At 37.1% G+C, this 18,067-nt stretch carries 17 protein-coding genes and 1 pseudogene; 15 read left to right on the top strand and 3 right to left on the bottom strand.

The features are described 5' to 3' along the window. The first annotated feature begins 59 nt into the window (after window positions 1–59). The 3 genes from MKY13_RS18900 (at window position 60) to MKY13_RS18890 (ending at window position 2,844) form a co-directional block, all read left to right on the top strand. Window positions 60–1,661 carry a glutathione ABC transporter substrate-binding protein gene (locus MKY13_RS18900; protein ID WP_191701418.1) on the top strand — a complete coding sequence of 534 codons (1,602 nt, stop codon included), beginning with the start codon at window positions 60–62 and terminating at the stop codon, window positions 1,659–1,661. A 146-nt stretch (window positions 1,662–1,807) separates the two neighbouring features. Continuing rightward, entirely contained in the window at window positions 1,808–2,311 is a 504-nt protein-coding gene (locus MKY13_RS18895) for a DNA-deoxyinosine glycosylase (protein ID WP_191701417.1), read from the top strand. Between the two features lie 62 nt (window positions 2,312–2,373). Further along, complete coding sequence (locus tag MKY13_RS18890; RefSeq protein ID WP_339214451.1) at window positions 2,374–2,844, top strand: DinB family protein; 471 nt, start codon at window positions 2,374–2,376, stop codon at window positions 2,842–2,844. Window positions 2,845–3,093: 249 nt separating this feature from the next. Here the strand turns inward: MKY13_RS18890 and MKY13_RS18885 are convergent, their stop codons facing one another. Then, the gene (locus MKY13_RS18885; RefSeq protein WP_191701415.1) at window positions 3,094–3,864 is read right to left on the bottom strand and encodes a TSUP family transporter; all 771 of its coding nucleotides are present in this window, start codon (window positions 3,862–3,864) and stop codon (window positions 3,094–3,096) included. A 134-nt stretch (window positions 3,865–3,998) separates the two neighbouring features. Here MKY13_RS18885 and MKY13_RS18880 point away from each other — a divergent pair, with 134 nt between their 5' ends. The 9 genes from MKY13_RS18880 (at window position 3,999) to MKY13_RS18840 (ending at window position 12,697) form a co-directional block, all read left to right on the top strand. Next, the gene (locus tag MKY13_RS18880; RefSeq protein ID WP_191701414.1) at window positions 3,999–4,712 is read left to right on the top strand and encodes a YjjG family noncanonical pyrimidine nucleotidase; all 714 of its coding nucleotides are present in this window, start codon (window positions 3,999–4,001) and stop codon (window positions 4,710–4,712) included. 109 nt (window positions 4,713–4,821) lie between these two features. Continuing rightward, window positions 4,822–5,487 (top strand): nuclease-related domain-containing protein, encoded by a 666-nt coding sequence (locus MKY13_RS18875; RefSeq protein ID WP_339214447.1) that lies wholly within the window; start codon window positions 4,822–4,824, stop codon window positions 5,485–5,487. Between the two features lie 271 nt (window positions 5,488–5,758). After that, entirely contained in the window at window positions 5,759–7,381 is a 1,623-nt protein-coding gene (locus tag MKY13_RS18870) for a glutathione ABC transporter substrate-binding protein (protein WP_339214445.1), read from the top strand. A gap of 120 nt (window positions 7,382–7,501) precedes the next feature. Continuing rightward, complete coding sequence (locus MKY13_RS18865; RefSeq protein WP_339214443.1) at window positions 7,502–8,260, top strand: SDR family oxidoreductase; 759 nt, start codon at window positions 7,502–7,504, stop codon at window positions 8,258–8,260. A gap of 557 nt (window positions 8,261–8,817) precedes the next feature. Further along, entirely contained in the window at window positions 8,818–9,678 is an 861-nt protein-coding gene (locus MKY13_RS18860) for a polysaccharide deacetylase family protein (protein WP_339214441.1), read from the top strand. Between the two features lie 101 nt (window positions 9,679–9,779). Then, complete coding sequence (locus MKY13_RS18855) at window positions 9,780–10,616, top strand: putative RNA methyltransferase (RefSeq protein ID WP_191701409.1); 837 nt, start codon at window positions 9,780–9,782, stop codon at window positions 10,614–10,616. Between the two features lie 6 nt (window positions 10,617–10,622). Next, on the top strand, window positions 10,623–11,510 hold the full coding sequence (locus tag MKY13_RS18850; RefSeq protein ID WP_191701408.1) for an NAD-dependent epimerase/dehydratase family protein: 888 nt from the start codon (window positions 10,623–10,625) through the stop codon (window positions 11,508–11,510). A gap of 67 nt (window positions 11,511–11,577) precedes the next feature. Further along, window positions 11,578–12,180 carry a lysophospholipid acyltransferase family protein gene (locus tag MKY13_RS18845; protein WP_191701407.1) on the top strand — a complete coding sequence of 201 codons (603 nt, stop codon included), beginning with the start codon at window positions 11,578–11,580 and terminating at the stop codon, window positions 12,178–12,180. Between the two features lie 55 nt (window positions 12,181–12,235). Continuing rightward, window positions 12,236–12,697 (top strand): low molecular weight protein-tyrosine-phosphatase, encoded by a 462-nt coding sequence (locus MKY13_RS18840; protein WP_191701406.1) that lies wholly within the window; start codon window positions 12,236–12,238, stop codon window positions 12,695–12,697. A gap of 42 nt (window positions 12,698–12,739) precedes the next feature. On the opposite strand, the gene MKY13_RS18835 is transcribed toward MKY13_RS18840, so the two are convergent. Together MKY13_RS18835 and MKY13_RS18830 are read right to left on the bottom strand one after the other, a co-directional pair. Then, window positions 12,740–14,104, bottom strand: a complete 1,365-nt coding sequence (locus MKY13_RS18835; RefSeq protein ID WP_191701405.1) for a hypothetical protein — start codon at window positions 14,102–14,104, stop codon at window positions 12,740–12,742. Beyond that, the gene (locus MKY13_RS18830; RefSeq protein ID WP_225231358.1) at window positions 14,097–14,615 is read right to left on the bottom strand and encodes a sigma-70 family RNA polymerase sigma factor; all 519 of its coding nucleotides are present in this window, start codon (window positions 14,613–14,615) and stop codon (window positions 14,097–14,099) included. Before MKY13_RS18830 ends, MKY13_RS18835 begins: the two co-directional genes overlap by 8 nt. 195 nt (window positions 14,616–14,810) lie before the next feature. Between MKY13_RS18830 and MKY13_RS18825 the strand changes: the two are divergent. The 3 genes and pseudogenes from MKY13_RS18825 to MKY13_RS18815 form a co-directional block, all read left to right on the top strand. After that, window positions 14,811–14,963: pseudogene (locus MKY13_RS18825) on the top strand (neutral zinc metallopeptidase); the annotation flags it as partial. 157 nt (window positions 14,964–15,120) lie between these two features. Then, window positions 15,121–15,840: a YebC/PmpR family DNA-binding transcriptional regulator gene (locus MKY13_RS18820; RefSeq protein ID WP_191701404.1), complete on the top strand. Its 720-nt coding sequence runs from the start codon at window positions 15,121–15,123 to the stop codon at window positions 15,838–15,840. Between the two features lie 310 nt (window positions 15,841–16,150). Next, window positions 16,151–17,812 carry a methyl-accepting chemotaxis protein gene (locus MKY13_RS18815; RefSeq protein ID WP_339214436.1) on the top strand — a complete coding sequence of 554 codons (1,662 nt, stop codon included), beginning with the start codon at window positions 16,151–16,153 and terminating at the stop codon, window positions 17,810–17,812. Window positions 17,813–18,067 lie beyond the last annotated feature (255 nt).

Raw genomic sequence — 18,067 nt, 5'->3', positions numbered from 1 at the left:
TTCTATAAAAAGCTATGATATAAAAAATTGAAAATTCAGTTATATAAGGAGTGTTAAAAATGAAGTTACATAGGTTTTGGATGTTATTAACGTTCTCTTTTCTTTTATTGTTAGCCGCATGTAGCGGTGATGAAAATGCGACATCAGAGAAGAATGAAGCAGCTACAAATGAAACTACAGAAAAGACAGATGCTCAAGGGGGCGAGTTAGTAATAGAAGTGCTTTCAGAGGCAGTAGAATTGGATCCCCACGGTTCAAATGATATTCCTTCGTCAAATATACAACGCAATATTTTCGAAACATTAGTTGTTCGAAACTTTGAGACTGGTGAAATTGAGCCATTATTAGCAGAATCATGGGAATATGTAGACGATTTGACTCTACAATTAAAATTGCGCCAAGGGGTAAAATTCCATGATGGCACAGAATTTAATGCTGAAGCAGTAAAGGTGAATTTGGACCGTTTACTTGACCCGAATATCGCTTCGCCACGTCTTTCAAACTTTGAACCGATTTCAGAGATTGTAGTTGTGGATGATTATACAGTTCAAATTAAAACAGAGAAACCGTATGGACCGCTATTATTTGCTTTAACACATCCAGGGGGTAATATTATGAGCCCAGCTGTTATTGAAGAAGACTATAAACGGATGGAAAATGGCGGAGAGGCACGTGCTTACGGAAATGAGAACCCTATCGGTACAGGTTTCTTAAAATTAGAGAAGTGGTCACCAGGTCAGGAAATTCGTTTAGTGAAAAATACAGAATACTGGGGTGAGCAAGTTGCTTACGATTCAGCGGTCTTTAAAACAGTACCTGAAAGTGCAACACGTGCAGCGGATTTAGAAGCTGGATATGCACATATTATAGATCCAGTGCAACCAACAGAAGTACCACTAGTAGAAGGGTTTGCACAAGTATTAAAGCAACCTTCCGTATCTATTTCATACTTAGGCTTCAATACGGAAAAGGCACCATTCGATAACCCGAAAGTTCGTCAAGCCATCACAAAAGCATTAGACCGTGAAGCAATTATTAAAGGAGTATTTGATGATTTTGGTGTGCAAGCCTTTGGTCCATTATCACCTATGGTATGGGGGTATACAGAAGATGTAACCAAACAGGATACAAACTTAGAAGAAGCGAAAGCATTATTAGCGGAGGCAGGCTTTGCTGATGGCTTTAAAACGGCGATTTGGACGAATGACAATCCACAGCGTCAACAAATAGCAATAATTTTACAAGAAGCATTGAAGCAATTGAAAGTCGAAGCAACAATTGAAGTAATGGAATGGGGTGCATATTTAGAAAAAACATCCAAAGGAGATCATGACATGTTCATGCTAGGATGGGCGCCTTCTACAGGGGATGCAGATGGTGCACTTTACCCATTATTCCACTCATCCGATATCGGTAATAACAATCGTACTCGCTATAGCAATGCGAAGTTGGATGAATTATTGGAACTAGGTCGTATTGAAACAGATGAAGCGGTACGTGCAGATATTTATAAGGAAGTACAGGAAATGATTAATACAGAGGCACCAGCGGCATTCATTCATCACCAAGCATACTTAACAGGATATGCGAATAATGTTACAGGTTTATCCGTTGACGCGACAGGCATCTACCAAATCCAAAACGTACAAATTAATCAATAAGCAAAAAAGTGCTATTTGCAACCGACGAAACTCACTCGGTGTGCAAGTAGCCTTTTTCATGGGTGAAAGTTTATGACTATTTCCTGATGTTTGGCATGTCCTGTATGTATTTAATATACTAAATCTACAAGAAAGGATGGGATACGATGGAACCTATACAAAATGTATTGCCTCCAATTGTAGATGATAAGACATATGTGCTTATTATAGGCTCGATGCCAGGAAAACAATCATTAGAAAAACAGCAATACTACGGTAATTCCAGAAATCATTTTTGGCCGATTATAGGGAGGCTATTAGCAACAGGTATCCCTGAAAACTATAATGATAAAATAAGACTTCTTCGTACACATAGAATCGGTTTATGGGATTCAATAAAAAGCTGTGACCGGAAAGGGAGCTTGGATGCGACGATTAAAAACGAAATTCCAAATGATTTTGTAGCGCTTTTTAAAAAATATCCGCAAATTAAACTTATCTTATTTAATGGTGGTAAAAGTTTTGAAGTATTTAAGAAGCATGTGGGACTAGAGGTTTTGGAAGATCGTTCATATGGGAAAATGCCTTCTACAAGCCCTATACCAGGAAAAAATATAAAATCATTCGATGAAAAGGTAGAAGCGTGGCGTATTATTCAGCAATATCTATAAATAGACCATTTTTATGTTGTTCGGTATGATTGGTATAAATAATCATAAAAGGGGAGTTTTAAATGTATCGTGTAGCAGAAGATTTCGTAAAAGATTGGGCAATAGCTTCAAAAGGTGCACTAAGAGTAATGCAGGCAATTTCGAATGATAAAATGAAAATTGCGATTGTCGATGACCACAATTCACTAGGTTGGTTATCATGGCATTTAGTGAGTGTAGCAGGTGCATTTGGTCAATTTGCAGGGTTACAAATTCCTGCTCCGGGACCAGATATGCCACAGCCTGAAACAATGGAAGAAATCATTGAGAAATATGAGCTAGTACGTGAAGCCTATAAAAAAGAAGCAGCCACATTAACTGAAGAACAATTATTAGAGGAAGTACCTGCTTTTGGAGGGATGAAGCAGCGCGGTGAGTTATTGCGTGTAGTCATTACCCATCAAACACATCATGTCGGACAAATGACCGTATTACTGCGACAAGCAGGCTTAAATGTCCCACCGGTAATGGGTCCAACAAAAGAAATGCAGTAATATATAAGCGCCGACTATGTTTCAGAGGAATTTATAAAATTAAAGAGGTTGGGACAGAAGTAGAAATTTCATCGGATAAGGTAAAGTCCCTTGTTAAGAAAGGGATATTTTAAAAAATTGATTGGAATGGAGGGCGACTCCAGCGGGAAAAGCACGACGCCTGAGACTACAGGCTCAGGCCGTGCCCGCGGAAAGCGTCCCGGAATGGAAATCAATTTTTGGGTTATGCCCTAGTCTCTTTACTAAAACCTAATTCGAAAAGTAATCATATGCATTTTTTGCAAGTAAAGTAACTGTGACAATGATGAATAGAACACGAACATAGCCACTTCCACGCTTAATGGCAAATCGAGAACCGACAATTGCACCGAAAATTTGTGCAACCCCCATTATAAGCCCATATGTATAATTGATTTGTCCTAAATAGACAAACATTAAAAGTGCCCCAATATTACTTCCAAAGTTCAGAAGTTTTGCATTGCCCGCAGCTTTTAAAAAATCATACCCTACTATTAAAAATGCAAAAATTAAAAATGAACCTGTACCTGGTCCCAAAAAGCCGTCATAAAAGCCAATAAGTGCAATGACTAAGAAGAATAACATATATTTTGTCTTAGATAGTGACTTAACTGCAGAAATACTGCCCCAATCCTTTTTAAAAATGGTGAAGATTGCTACAGCAGCCAACATAATAAGCATTAGTGGTTTTAATAGATTAGGATCTAGTAAATGAACAATCCATGCCCCAATCATAGAACTAATAAAGACGTAAGGGAAGTATTTCATTACCGATTTAAAATCCAATTTTCCAGAACGGTAAAAAGTAATAGTACTTGTTAGTGATCCCATTGTTCCGGCAAGCTTATTGGTTGCAACGGCTGCAGATGGACTAAGCCCAGCAAACATTAGTGCCGGTAAGGAAATTAGACCACCGCCTCCCACAACAGAATCGATAAAAGCAGCTAAAAAACCAAAGCAAATTAAAATAATAATGAGTTGGGGGTCCAGCTCGAATCCCATAAAGGAAAACCTTCTTTCTTAATTTAAACCAATATAGTCATGCTAACGAAAATCATAGTTCGTGTAAATACTTAAAATTTTATAATAACTATGATATTGTTAGTAAATTAGCTTTGTAGGAACGGAGTATATAAATGAAAGACTATCAATTTTTATTATTTGATCTAGATGATACATTGCTCGATTTTAAAGCAGCAGAAAAAATAGCTTTGCCGAAGTTATTTGAAGCACATCAGCTGCCATTAACTCCACAAATCGAAAGTGTCTATCGTGAGATAAACTCTAATTTATGGCGCTTACTTGAAGAGGGGCTAGTTACTAGAGAAGAGTTAATGCAAACACGTTTTGGGAAAACTTTTGAATACTTTGGCTATGAAGTAGACGGAAGAGCATTGGATGCTGAATATCGCGGCTATTTAACAGAGAGTAAAGTGTTTGTAGAAGGCGCAATGGAATTAATTCAAACATTGGCACCTCAATATGACTTATATATTACGTCAAACGGCTTGGCAGATACACAAATGAAACGCCTACAAGTTACGGGACTAGCTCCTTATTTTAAAGGAATCTTCGTCTCGGAAAATACAGGCTATCAAAAACCGATGAAGCAATTTTTTGACTATGTGTTTGACCATATTCCGAATTTCGATTTAAATAAGGCATTGATTATAGGTGATTCCTATAGTGCAGACATTATTGGTGGGGCTCGTGCAGGTATTGATACGTGCTGGTTAAACCCAATGTATGTTGCACCGCCACAATCCATAGTGTCAACTTATGAAATTAGTAGGCTAGATCAGCTCCTTTCGATTTTAAAGAATGAAAGCCATTTAAAAAGCACTGTATAATATTGTTTTTTGAATATGTTTACAATTTTAATTAGTCTATAGGTGCATAGTAAAAGGGTACAGTTGTCTGTTAAAATGGAGTATAAAATGTACGCAAGGAGTGAGCGTAGTGACCTTATTTATAATAGTTGTAATGGTAATTGTAGGCTATCTCGCATACAAAATTTATATCCATGACAATACCATTTTCTATAAAATAACAGGTTATTCCTATTTTGATGTATTAATGAAGAAAAGGGTCCGAGTATTAAATAAAATTATGCATGATCTAGAGCGGGCTAAAGGCGCTCGAAAAGTAATGATTAATTTACAAATTCCTATTTATGAGGAACTTCATTTAATTGATGCTTTACTCCTACATGAATCCGGTATTTATGTAGTGAACATTAAAGATAAATCCGGCTGGATTAATGGACGAGAGCAAAATATTGAATGGAAAGAGCTATTACATAAGAATAAAATACGCACATTCAACAACCCAATTCACGAAACGAAGCGTTTGGTAAATGCCTTGCAGGATCAGCTTCCAGAAGTGGATGCAACACTATTCGAGTCGGTTGTTGTCTTTACAAACGATTGTTCAATTCAACAAATTGAAATTCATTCGCAAAATGTCGAAGTGTTAAAAATGTCAGAGTTAAATAACTGGACAAAAACCCTTGATAGAAAACGTCTAACGGAAGAAAATATTGAAACATTATTCTCAGCATTAGAGGGCTTTATGACTGACAAAAACAATACATTAAAGTCGAAATCAACAGTTTCGGCGAATTAAAATGAAGAGCTAAGCAGGTTGTCCACTGCTTAGCTCTTTTTTTATTAAACGAAAATGTATAAAAAATGCATAATGTACTATTGAAAAAAGGTTGTTTTTGCTATATAGCATATTTTATTTGCTCATTTAAGTAATTTATTTCGAAAATAATATGAACGAATTATTTGTCTGAAATGAATAAAAATTTAAAATATTGTTTGTTTTATGAATTTTAACCTGTAAAATTTAGGCTGTAATATGGATGAAACAAAAATCAAAGGGGGTACAACAAATGAATAAAAACTTTAAAAATAGTTTTCTACTATTTATAGTAATGGCATTTGCCTTATTACTTGTTGCATGTAGCGGTGGAGATGATTCAACAGAAGATTCTTCTAGTAATAACGATGCTTCGGCAGATTCTTCGAATAATACAGATGGAGCAGGCGGTGATTTAGTATTAGCAACATTATCCGATGCCGCAAATCTAGATCCGCATATGTCAACGGACGTTCCATCAGCTTCGGTATTATCAAACATAACAGAGGGATTAGTAAAAAAGGATAAAGATGGAGAAATTGTACCAGGCTTGGCAAAAAGCTGGACATCCATTGATGATTTAACATGGGAGTTTGAACTTGAAGAAGGGGTACAATTCCATGATGGAGAACAATTCAATGCTACAGCAGTGAAAAAGAGCTTTGAACGAATTTTGGATCCGGTAGTTGCAGCGCCACGCGCATTTTTATTTGAAGCCATTAAGGAAGTGGAAGTTGTGAGTGATTACACAGTACGTATTCATACACATTATCCATTCGCACCACTATTAAACCACTTAAACCACCCAGTAGGCGTTATTCTTTCACCAGCACAAATTGATGCAGATTATGAAAATATGGAAGCGGGCAATATAGCTGGAGCAATTATGAATGCTAATGGTCCAGTTGGTACTGGCTTTATGAAGTTTGATTCATGGACACCAGGCACGGAAATTAAATTAGTGAATAATCAGGATTACTGGAATCAAAAGGCTTATATTGATTCAGTAACTTTCAAAGTAATTCCTGAAAGTGCAACGCGTGCAGCCGAACTTGAGACAGGGTATGCACATATTATTGAACCAGTACAACCTAATGAAGTGGAAATGGTTGATGCAACATCTAGTTCAGTTAGTATTACTCCAGGTTCTTCATTATCTTACATTGGGTTTAATATTAACAAGAAACCGTTCGATGATGTACGTGTACGTCAGGCGATCTCGATGATTGTAGATCAACAGTTAATCATTGATGGTATTTATGAAGGAATTGGTGAACCGGCACGTGGCCCACTAGCACCAACTGTGTTTGGCTATGATGGCACACTAACGCCGATTACTAAAGATATTGAAAAAGCAAAAACACTTTTAGCAGAAGCTGGATACGCAGAAGGCTTTGAAACTTCAATCTGGACAAACGATAATCCACAACGACAAAATATTGCCATTATGCTTCAAGAAGAATTAAAGCAATTAAATATTACAGCTAATATCGAAGTTTTAGAATGGGGTGCATACCTTGATAAGACGGATGCTGGTGAGCATGAAATGTATATTCTAGGTTTATCAAATCCAGTAGGTGATGCAGATTATTTCCTGACACAACTATACCATTCTAAAAATCACGGGGGATCTGGTAATACTACTTTCTATAGTAATAAAGAGTTAGATGCAATATTAGATGAAGCACGTGAAGAAATTGATACAACGAAACGTCTTACATTGTATAAACAGGCTCAAGAAATCTTAATAGAAGAAGCACCAATGATATACGTACACCATCAAGCCTATATTACGGGCTTAAGTGAAAAAATAGAAGGGCACTGGATCAATGATTCAGGTCATCATAAGCTTCAGGAAGTGAAATTTGTAAAGTAAGTATAAAGGGAGCGGAACTTTTCGAAGTTCTACTTCCTTTTTATGTATTTTTTAAAGGTAAACTGGCTGTTACCGTCGAAATTATTAAAGTAACGAAATCCTATTTAGGAGGTTTTAAGTATGAGATTGAAGGATAAAGTCGCAGTAATAACAGGTGCTGCATCAGGAATGGGGAAGGCGACGGCCATTTTATTTGCCCGAGAAGGTGCAAAGGTTGTTGTATCGGACCTAACTCTTGAAGGTGCAGGGGCAACAGTAGCAGAAATTACAGCACTGGGTGGAACGGCGACTGCTGTAGCAGCTAATGTTGCGACGGAAGCAGATATTCATAAATTAATAAAAGCCGCTTTAAATAGTTATGGTACACTTGATATTTTAGTAAACAATGCTGGTATTATGGACGACTTCTCTCCAGTCGGTGACGTGAAAGATGACTTATGGGATCGAGTATTTGAAATAAATGTAAAAGGTGTTATGCGTGCAAGCCGTCAAGCAATGCCTATTTTTCTGGAAAAGGGTGCAGGAACGATTATCAATATTGCCTCAATAGGTGGTTTATACGGCTCTAGGGCAGGGGCTGCTTATACAGCATCTAAACATGCGGTTATAGGATTAACGAAAAATACAGCATTCCAATATGCAGAAAAAGGCATTAAATGTAATGCGATTGCTCCAGGCGGGGTCAATACAAATATTGGGGCAAGTTTCAGTAATGCAAATCAAGAAGGTATGTCTCGTGCAATGGCAGGAGCAAGTTATAACCCACGCAGTGGAGAACCGGAAGATATTGCGCGTGTTGCACTTTTTTTAGCATCTGAGGATTCTGATTTTGTAAATGGGGTTGTTATTACTGCAGATGCAGGATGGACAGCTTACTAAAAATTTATTATAAAGGTGTTCGTATGTAAACCGAACTCTCAGATTGTCGACAAAAGGTCTCTCGAGACCTTTTGTCTTTTATTATAAATTTTAACTAGATGCTTAGCAGGAACAAGTTGTTCAATCGCCCCTATTTCAATTTGTTCACGTTCATTGGTTTAATTACTAGTCATTATAGATATCGTATGTCACTTTATTTAAAGAGATTAATAAGTTGATTGGAATGGAGGGACCGTGACTCCACCGGGAATAGCGAAATTTATTTTGCGACGAGTAACCGCAGGAGCACGCGCGGAAGATCCACTAAATTGTGCCTGCCGTTGTAGGCGCAATTTAGTTAGCTGGAGCCGTGCCCGGGGAAAGCATCGGTCCCGGAATGGAAATCAACGGTTCAATGTTAATTTAATTTTTAAACAAACACTTTTTAATAGGTAAAAATGCATTTGAAGAACAATCCAATATAATTTTAAGGAAAATATGTTTTTTTTTGAAATATTATCAACTTTTTGCTGTGTTCATACGTCTAATTAATATACTGACGATTGGAGGGCAATAAGATGGGCAAAAAAGTTGGACTACTCGGTATTATGTTTAGTTTAATAGTTTTTCTAGGCTTTCGTTTTTGGACAGATGTGCCATCCACATTTGCAGATAGCGAGAAGATTACGATGAGCCTAACTTATTCTGAACAAGTAGCGTACAACCAATTTATTAATACAGCATCAAGTGGCAATGGCTTAGTGAAACCCTTTTATTTATATAATGGGGGGTTATCACGGACTATTCAAAACTGTGATGAATACATAGAGGTTGAAAAAATATTAACTCAAAAGCAAGAGGATGAACAGAGCCAACCTACTAGAGGTGATAAGAAAAGAATTGCGCTTACTTTTGATGATGGTCCACATCAATATGTGACAAAACAGGTTTTAACAACGCTTCAAAAACATGAAGTGAAGGCAACATTTTTTGTCCTTGGTCAAAATGTTGTGAAGCATCCGGAAATTGTAAAAAAGGCAGATGCATTTGGGCATGAAATTGCCAACCATTCATGGAGCCATAAAAATTTAACGAAGCTTAATGTTAAGCAAATGCAAGCGGAGATCAATCGAGCAAACGAAGCAATTTGTGATGCAATCGGGAAATATCCCACAATGTATAGACCCCCATTCGGCGCCATTGACGAGACGGTACGAGAAGTCATTGAGTTAACTCCGGTTTTATGGAATATTGATACACTTGATTGGCACCATAAAACACCGTCAAAAACTTTGGCGAACTTGAAGGAACAAGCAAAGGATGATGGCATTATTTTGATGCATGATATTCACCAACAATCCGCAGATGCTTTGGAAGATGTTATTCTGTATTTAAAAGAGGAAGGCTATGAATTTGTGACAACAAGCCAATTATTATAGTTTGCGAGTTTTTAAAAGGAAGTAGTGAGGGCTATTTCCTTTTTTTATTTTTATCAGTTTATGGTACGATACAAGCGAACACATACGAAGGAGGATCCATCGTGGGTCTATTATCAAAAAGAGCGTTAAGTATTAAACAATTTCAATTAAACAGTAAAATTTTTGCTTGTCCTATTTGCAAACAGCAAATGAATATGAGTGATGAAGGGAAAATGAGCTGTCCTTCGAATCATACATTTGATGTAGCAAAACAAGGTTATTTATATATGTTAAATCGACCAGTCCAGTCGATGTATGGCAAAGAGCTATTCGAGTCACGCCATAAGGTTATTCATGCGGGAATATATGACAAAGTGCAAAAAGCGATTGCCGGTGAAATTATACAGCAAAATTCGGTCATTTTAGATACAGGCTGTGGAGAAGGGTCTCATTTACACCGCATCTGTGAGCAATTAGACGGTGCTGTTGGCATCGGAATAGATATTTCAAAAGAAGGAATCATGGCAGCAGCAAAGTTTTATAATGAACAGCTTTGGTGCGTGGGTGATTTGGCGAATAGCCCATATAATGAGCAATCCTTTGATGCCATCCTAAATATTTTATCACCAGCAAACTATGAGGAATTTAAACGATTGCTGAAGCCAGGGGGAAAAGTTATTAAAATTGTTCCCCAGGAAAATTATTTAATGGAGCTACGCAAGCAAGCATTTGCAGATTCTGAAAAGGAAAGCTATACAAATGCTCAAACCGTAGAGCGTTTTAAGACAGCCTTTGCACATGTCGAAGTGAAGCGAATTACGTATACCGTTCCACTTGAAGTAGATCTAGTACAAAACTTACTTGAAATGACACCAATGGGCTGGCACATTGAAGAAAAAGAAAGTATTCAATTACGGGAAATTACAATTGATTTGGATTTATTAATTGGAATGGAGTGATGGTGGATGAAGAAAATTTTGGTATTAGGTGGAACGCGTTTTTTTGGACAGAAATTAGTGGAATTATTATTAGAGCAAAAGCATGAAGTAACGATTGTAACACGCGGGGTTTCTGAAAATCCGTTTGGTGATGCGGTGGAACATATTAAAGTCGACCGTAAAGATAAAGCTGCATTTGAGCAGGCTTTAGAAAGCCGCACTTTTGATATTGTCTACGATAATATTTGCTATTCACCGAATGAAGCGAAACAACTGTGCGACATTTTTAATGGTAATATCGGTAAACTCGTTTTCACCTCTACATTAGCTACATATGAGGCAGATGGCAAGCTCCATGAAGAGGTGGATTTTGATCCAACTTCATATGAAATCGTTATGGGTGAAACACATGAATTTTCATACGGTGAAGGTAAGCGTTTAGCGGAAGCGGTTTTTTATAGATTTGCCGATTTCCCAGTAGTGGCTGTTCGTTTCCCTATTGTGATGGGGGCGGATGATTATACGCGCCGATTGCATTTCCATATTGAACGCATCGTAAATAATGAGCCGATAGGATTTAGCAATATGGATGCGGAAATGTCGTTCATTCAAGCAACAGAAGCTGCAAGATTTTTAATGTGGGCCGGAATGGAAAATGTTGAAGGTCCAATTAATGCTACGGCTAATGGTGTTATCGCATTAAAAGATTTGATTTCACTTATAGAAGAAAAAACAGGTGAACGCGCAAAGATAGCACTGCTCGGTACAGAGGAAATCCGTTCGCCATATGCAATCCCTGCTTCATGGTATATGAAAAATGATAAATCACAGCAACTAGGATTTAAATTTAGTCATATTGATGATTGGTTGCCTCAGTTAGTCGAAGAAATTGCAAAATCTACACCAAAACAGTAATGATTGTATAGCAATACGACTATAGATTACAATAGATTGAGAATCAAACATAAGGTAGGAATGAAACGTGTATAAATTTATTGCAAATATTGTATATGGTGTTTTAGGAGTTAACGGGTCAAAAGCAAAGGTATATGGGAAAGAAAATATACCGAAAGAAGGAGGCTTTGTCATTGCTTGTACGCATAATGGCTATATCGACATTTTAAATTTGGGAATATCGATGTTGCCAAGAGAAGTACATTTTATGGCTAAAAAGCAATTGTTCGATGTTAAAGGCTTAGGTTGGCTTATTAAAAGGTTGAATGCATTTCCAGTTGATCGTGATAATCCAGGGCCAAGTGTGATTAAAATCCCTCGCCAACTTATTAAAGAGGGAAAGGTTGTAGGGATATTTCCTAGTGGGACAAGAAGCTCCGAAAACTCGGAATTAAAAGCCGGTGCTGTGACAATCGCCCAACTATCTAAGGCAGAAATTTTGCCCGCTGCCTATATCGGTCCGAAAAATGCAGCAGGTGTATTCAAACGTCAAAAAGGCTATTTAATTTACGGTAAGCCATTTACAGTGGAAGCGGGAAAAGAAGGTCGTGAAAAATCGGTACAGTTTTTGGAACAAGAGCTCAACCGACTGACTGTCCACCTAAAAGAAATGCATCCAGAAGTGAAGTAATATATAGAAGCTGCCCAGACTTTTTAGGGTGGCTTCTTTATGAGGAGGAGTCAATATGAAACAAGTGTTATTCGTATGCTTAGGAAATATTTGCCGCTCTCCAATGGCAGAGGCAGTCATGCGTGATTTAGTAGAAAAGCGTGGTTTAACTGCTCAAATTAAAGTTGATTCGGCCGGCACGAGCAATTATCATATCGGAGAGCCGCCACATAAAGGGACAAAGGCGAAACTGCAGGAATTCGGCATTACTACTAGCGGTATGCAGGCGCGTCAGTTACGAAGAGGTGATTTACATAACTTTGATTATATTGTTTGTATGGATGAAAGTAATGTAAAAAATACGATAGAAATGCTCCGTGCAGAAGCAGATGCCAAAGTGTTCCGCTTTCTTGATTTGACCAATCATAAGAAGGACGTCCCTGATCCATGGTATACAGGAGATTTCCAGGAAACGTATGATCTATGTTTAGAAGGCTGCGAGGCATTGCTGGAACATATTTTAAAAGACATGAAATAATAAAGAGCGGGGCTGATGAAGAGATCAACCCCGCTCTTCACTTTAGTATGGTAATGAAACTTCAATGATTTTCCTTTTTTTCTCTTGTGACTGCTGCCACTTATAAAGTGTAGGTGATTCATAATTTTCAACATCAGGCACTTCCGCTTGAATTGTCGTGTCATCAATCCATTCATAATGAAAGATTGGATACCATGCATAAGTAAAATAATCTTGCATAGAGTTTGGCATATTGACTTCCATCTTATCGATATTGAGCACATGAAGCATACTTCGAGGAAGTAAAGTGTCTTCATAATATTCATCAAGGTTAATGGAAAAAATAACATTTTCAAAATTTGGTGACCGCTTAAAGCTCCGCAATTCCCCCCAAGCTAAACTGCCGAATGTAACTTCCTCACCAAGTCTTTTCACGAACGCCATTTCACAATATTTTTCGAGACAATTGTATTTGAAAACGCCAATTTCAGCCTCGTTATATTTAAATAGGGGTTCATACGTCAATTCAAAGTTATCTGCCTCATACTTGTATAATAAAAGTTGATTTAAAAATGTTAGCCGGTAAAACGGAATTTCCTCCACTGTATTCGTTGAAAGGTTTTTAAACGAAATGACCTTCTCTTTGTTTAATGTTGGTAATTCATTGATCGATCCTAATAATGATAATATTTCCTCACCATCCTTAGCATCCTTTGGAAGAGTTTTCCTAGCAACAAGTCCGTCGCCATTATCATAATAAAAGGTCCATTCCCATCCGTCACTCTCCTCGGTGATTTGTACTAAGTCATCATACTCCTTGTAAGGTGTTATCAGTTTTACTGGATACGATATTGTTTTCGCTTCAAATGTAACACCATCTGTTAGAGGAAGTTTAATAATAGTTTGAATAGGGTCTAGCTGATTTAATTGTGCCAACGTAAACGATTTTTTTTCGAACTCCATCATTTCCTGATAGACGAGTTCAATGGCATCAGATTTTATATGGTAAATTTTTTGCATTGTAGCACCGGTATTATCTTCCAATATTTCTACGTAGTCCTCGAACAGCCAGGTTGTTGTTTCTGTAAATCCTGCATATTCATTTCCCATTCCAAGAAAATAAGCAACATCACCGTCTGCTTTAAAGTAACTTTGTAATGGTAAATCTACATTTTCCTTTGTTTCTTCTTCATCTACAGGTGGGGTATAGGTAGTTTGGCTAAAGTTATTTGATGACCACGGATTCACTACAAGAAACGTAAAGATAACCACTGCTAAAAAAGTTGTAAACGTTGCGTAGTATAATCGGTTGGATTTCTTTGTAGGCTGCTTTTGCCGCTTTTGCTCGTTTACTTTTGCCATTACTTGTTCCGCTCTTTTAGATGTAGAACCTATTTTTTTATTAAGCTGACGTTTTATTTCATTCATTGGCAAGCACCTCCCATTCATCTGAAGAAAGTTTTTCCTTTAATAATTGTCTTGCTCTTCGCATCCTCGTTTTTACGGTGTTATCGGATATTCTTAATAAGTTTGCAACCTCCAGGACAGAGAGTTCCTCATAGTAGTAATGAATAATGACTTCCCTTAAAGGTATAGGCAAGTTTAAAATTGCTTCGGCAATATCGAGTCGTTCTGCTTGTTGAAGCATCTTCTGAGGATCTGTTTTTGTCTGAAAAAAGGTGTTTGTTAATTGCTGTTTTCGGTATGACCAGCTTTTCAAATAATCTTTACATTTATTAATAACAATGCGTACGAGGTAAGTCTTTAATGATGCACGTTCTTCAAACTGCTCGAACTTGACGTAATACGATAAAAAGGAGTCTTGCACAATATCTTCTGCTACTTGCCAATCCTTCACATATAAGTAGGCAATGCGGAGCAGATAATCGCTATACGTTTCCATTACCTGCTGAAATGCTTGTTCATCGGAAAGCATCATATAAAAAAGCGCTCCTTTCTATTGATTTATCCATTAGACGAAACAGATTTAGTTCTCGTTTTATTAAATGATAAATTTTAAAAAAATAATGAATGTCATTTAACCAGTACGTTATAGGAAGTGCTATTTAGGGTAATTATAGGGCAAAGTATGTCGTGAATCACTTATTGCATTGGTGTTACGTTTTGCGTCAGAGATACATTACAAATGGAAGCGCAAGGTTATGTCGTACCGGAAAGCTTTACTCATGGTACAAGTGAACAACGGATGCGCGGGTTTAAAAAAGGCTATGATGTCGGGACACTTCAAGGCGGCGATACATTTAGCTTAGAGGCTTCACAGTTATAATGAAACCTGTAGCATATGAAAAATTGCTACAGGTTTTACATTTTTTTGAGAAGGCAATTTAATTTTTTTTGGACTTTATGTATAATGAGTAAGTTAAATAATATTTTTTCGTTTCTTAATAACGTGATGAATAGATAATCGAAAGAGAGTGGATATAATGGGTCGTAAATGGAATAACATTAAAGATAAAAAAGCTGGTAAAGATGCAGCTAACAGCCGTATTTATGCAAAGTTCGGTCGTGAAATTTATGTGGCGGCTAAATCTGGGGAACCAAACCCGGAATCTAACCGTGCACTGAAAACAGTTTTAGAACGCGCGAAAACTTACTCTGTACCAAAGCATATTATTGAAAAAGCAATCGACAAAGCAAAAGGTGGCGGCGATGAGCAATTCGATGAGTTACGCTATGAAGGTTTCGGTGTAGCAGGTACAATGGTTATCGTTGATGCATTAACAAACAACGTAAACCGTACAGCTTCAGAAGTACGTGCAGCATTCGGTAAAAATGGCGGAAACATGGGTGTATCAGGCTCTGCGGCACATATGTTCCAAAATACAGCAGTATTCGGTATTGAAGGTAAATCAGAAGATGAAATACTGGAAATCTTAATGGAAGCTGACTTGGATATGCGTGATATTATGGAAGAAGAAGGAACAATTATCGTTTACGTTGAGCCGGAACAATTCCATGCAACTCAAGAAGCATTTAAAGCAGCGGGCATTGAAGACTTTACTGTAGCAGAGTTAACGATGCTGCCAATGACTGAAGTAGCTTTAGATGGTGATGATCTAGTGAAATTTGAAAAGATGATCGATGCACTGGAAGATTTAGAAGACGTACAACGTGTATATCACAATGCTGATTTAGGAGAATAGTGATTCTAGCCCAAAATAGACAATTTTGGGCTTTTTTTTATGGTGCAGGATTCCGATCTTATAAGACTACCGATGGAAGAATATTAAATATAATAAGGGGATTAGTACAATATTATTACAAATTGTTAAGGAATGTAGTGAATTAGGTAGAACCAGTTGTATTTATTAGTTCGATAATTCAAAATACATATAACTATCTAAATATAATAACAGGCGGTGTATTATGAAAAAAAGGGGCAAACTAGGTACTCGAATCATATTAATAATTGGCATAATTTTTGCAGTGATTCTAGTGCTAAACATGGCTTTGATGAACTATAACTCTTCAAAATCAGTTGAGTCAGCTGTTAAGGAACGTACGGTTGAAGTAGCGAGTAATATTGTAAATTTCATTGATATAGAAAAGTATGAGCAGTTAATTGATAAACCAAGCGAAAATTCGATTTATTGGGAATTGCGTGAAGAGCTTAATGCTCTACGTGAATTTAACGGTGTGTTATACGCGTACACGTATTTTGTTCCCGAAAAAGATGGGGATGTTATATTTTTAGTGGACGGTATGCCAGCGGATGATATCGAGGGAGCTGGAAAGATAGGCACTTCTTCTAGTGCGACGAAATATGAACATATCAAACATGTTATAGAGGATGGGCGCTATGCAACCGATATTTTAAGCAACAAATTTGGTGAATATATTACAGGTATTGTTCCTGTGAAAAACGATTCAGGAGAAACAATAGCTTATTTGGGCGTTGATATCGATGCCTCGTATATTAGATCATTAACAGGAGACGTTGCTAAGCAAGTTGTTCCATGGATGACAATTCTATTTATCGTAATCATTAGTGGAGCCTTAATTGGTATTTATGCCTATATACGTCGTGCGTTATTACCTCTAGATACTTTAAATGTAGCTGCGGAGCATTTAGCTTCGGGTGATATTGCTCAATCAAAAGCAATTATTGAAGGTATTAAATTTAAAACGAATAATGAAATTACGGTCTTTGCTACAAACTTCCGAAATTCCTTAGAGGATTTGTCGACAACTTTCAAAGTATTAAAAAATCGAACAAATGGTTTGGGAGAAGTAGTTGACTTGATTGAAACATCGACTATAAGTGTTAATACTTCCAATGAAAAAATGGTAGATAATATTTCAACAATATCTCAAAGTGGGGCAATGCAACAAGTAAGTAATACAGAAGTAAATGCAGCGATGAATGAAATGGCGACTGGTATTCAAAAGCTTGCAGACACAATTAATGAAATAGCAGAAATCTCAACAGATATGACAAGTATCGTGGAAGATGGTGCACAGAACTCTGAAAAAGTGGTAGCTCAAATACAAGGTGTAGAAAACTCTGTAGAAAATACGTCAAAACTCGTGAAAGATATGGGTGATAGCTTCCAATCCATTAAAGAGATGGTCAACGTTATTACGAGTATTGCAGATCAGACCAACTTATTAGCGCTTAATGCTGCAATAGAAGCTGCACGCGCTGGAGAAGCAGGAAAGGGATTTGCTGTTGTTGCAGATGAAGTGAAAAAACTGGCTGAAATGTCTCGTCAATCTGCAGAAGAAATTTCAGGACAACTTCAAAAATTCTCAACGATTACAAATAAAGTTTTAGTCGAGATGGATATGACAACGTCAGATGTAAAAGAAGGAACAATTGCGGTAGGAGAAATTGGTCAACAGTTACATCAAATTTTAAATTCAGTTTTAGAAGTAAATAATCGGATTCAGGATGACTCAGCTGTTGTGGAGCAAATGTCTGCAGGGGCAGAACAAATTTTAGCATCAACGGAAGAAATGAGCCGTTTGGTAAATGATACTTCAGACAATGCAAAAAATTTAGCTTACGTTTCTGATGAGCAAACTCAAGTAGTAGATGATTTAACAAAAGCCGTAAATCAATTAGACGAACATTCTCAACAAGTTGTATCAGAAATGAGTAAATTTAAAATATAAAGCTATTAAGAGGGCTGCCGGGTAAGTTTAAACGGGAGATGTATCTGCAAAGAAGAACATAAAAGCGCCATGTCTGTTGTAACTACTTCCGCAAGCAATTTAACGGATGAGATTACGGGTCTTCAAGAATCAATTAGTCGTTATTGAATATAAAGGGTTACAAGGATAAACGGTGGCGACAATTCTCCACTGTTTATTTTTGATTATTTATAAGAAAAGGATAAATATTCTGATAATAATTGCAATTTTTTACAT

The sequence above is a fragment of the Solibacillus sp. FSL W8-0372 genome, assembly GCF_037969735.1.
GTDB lineage: Bacteria > Bacillota > Bacilli > Bacillales_A > Planococcaceae > Solibacillus > Solibacillus faecavium.
The sequence above is the reverse complement of the archived record's forward strand: the minus strand, read 5'-3'. Positions and strand labels throughout refer to the sequence as shown.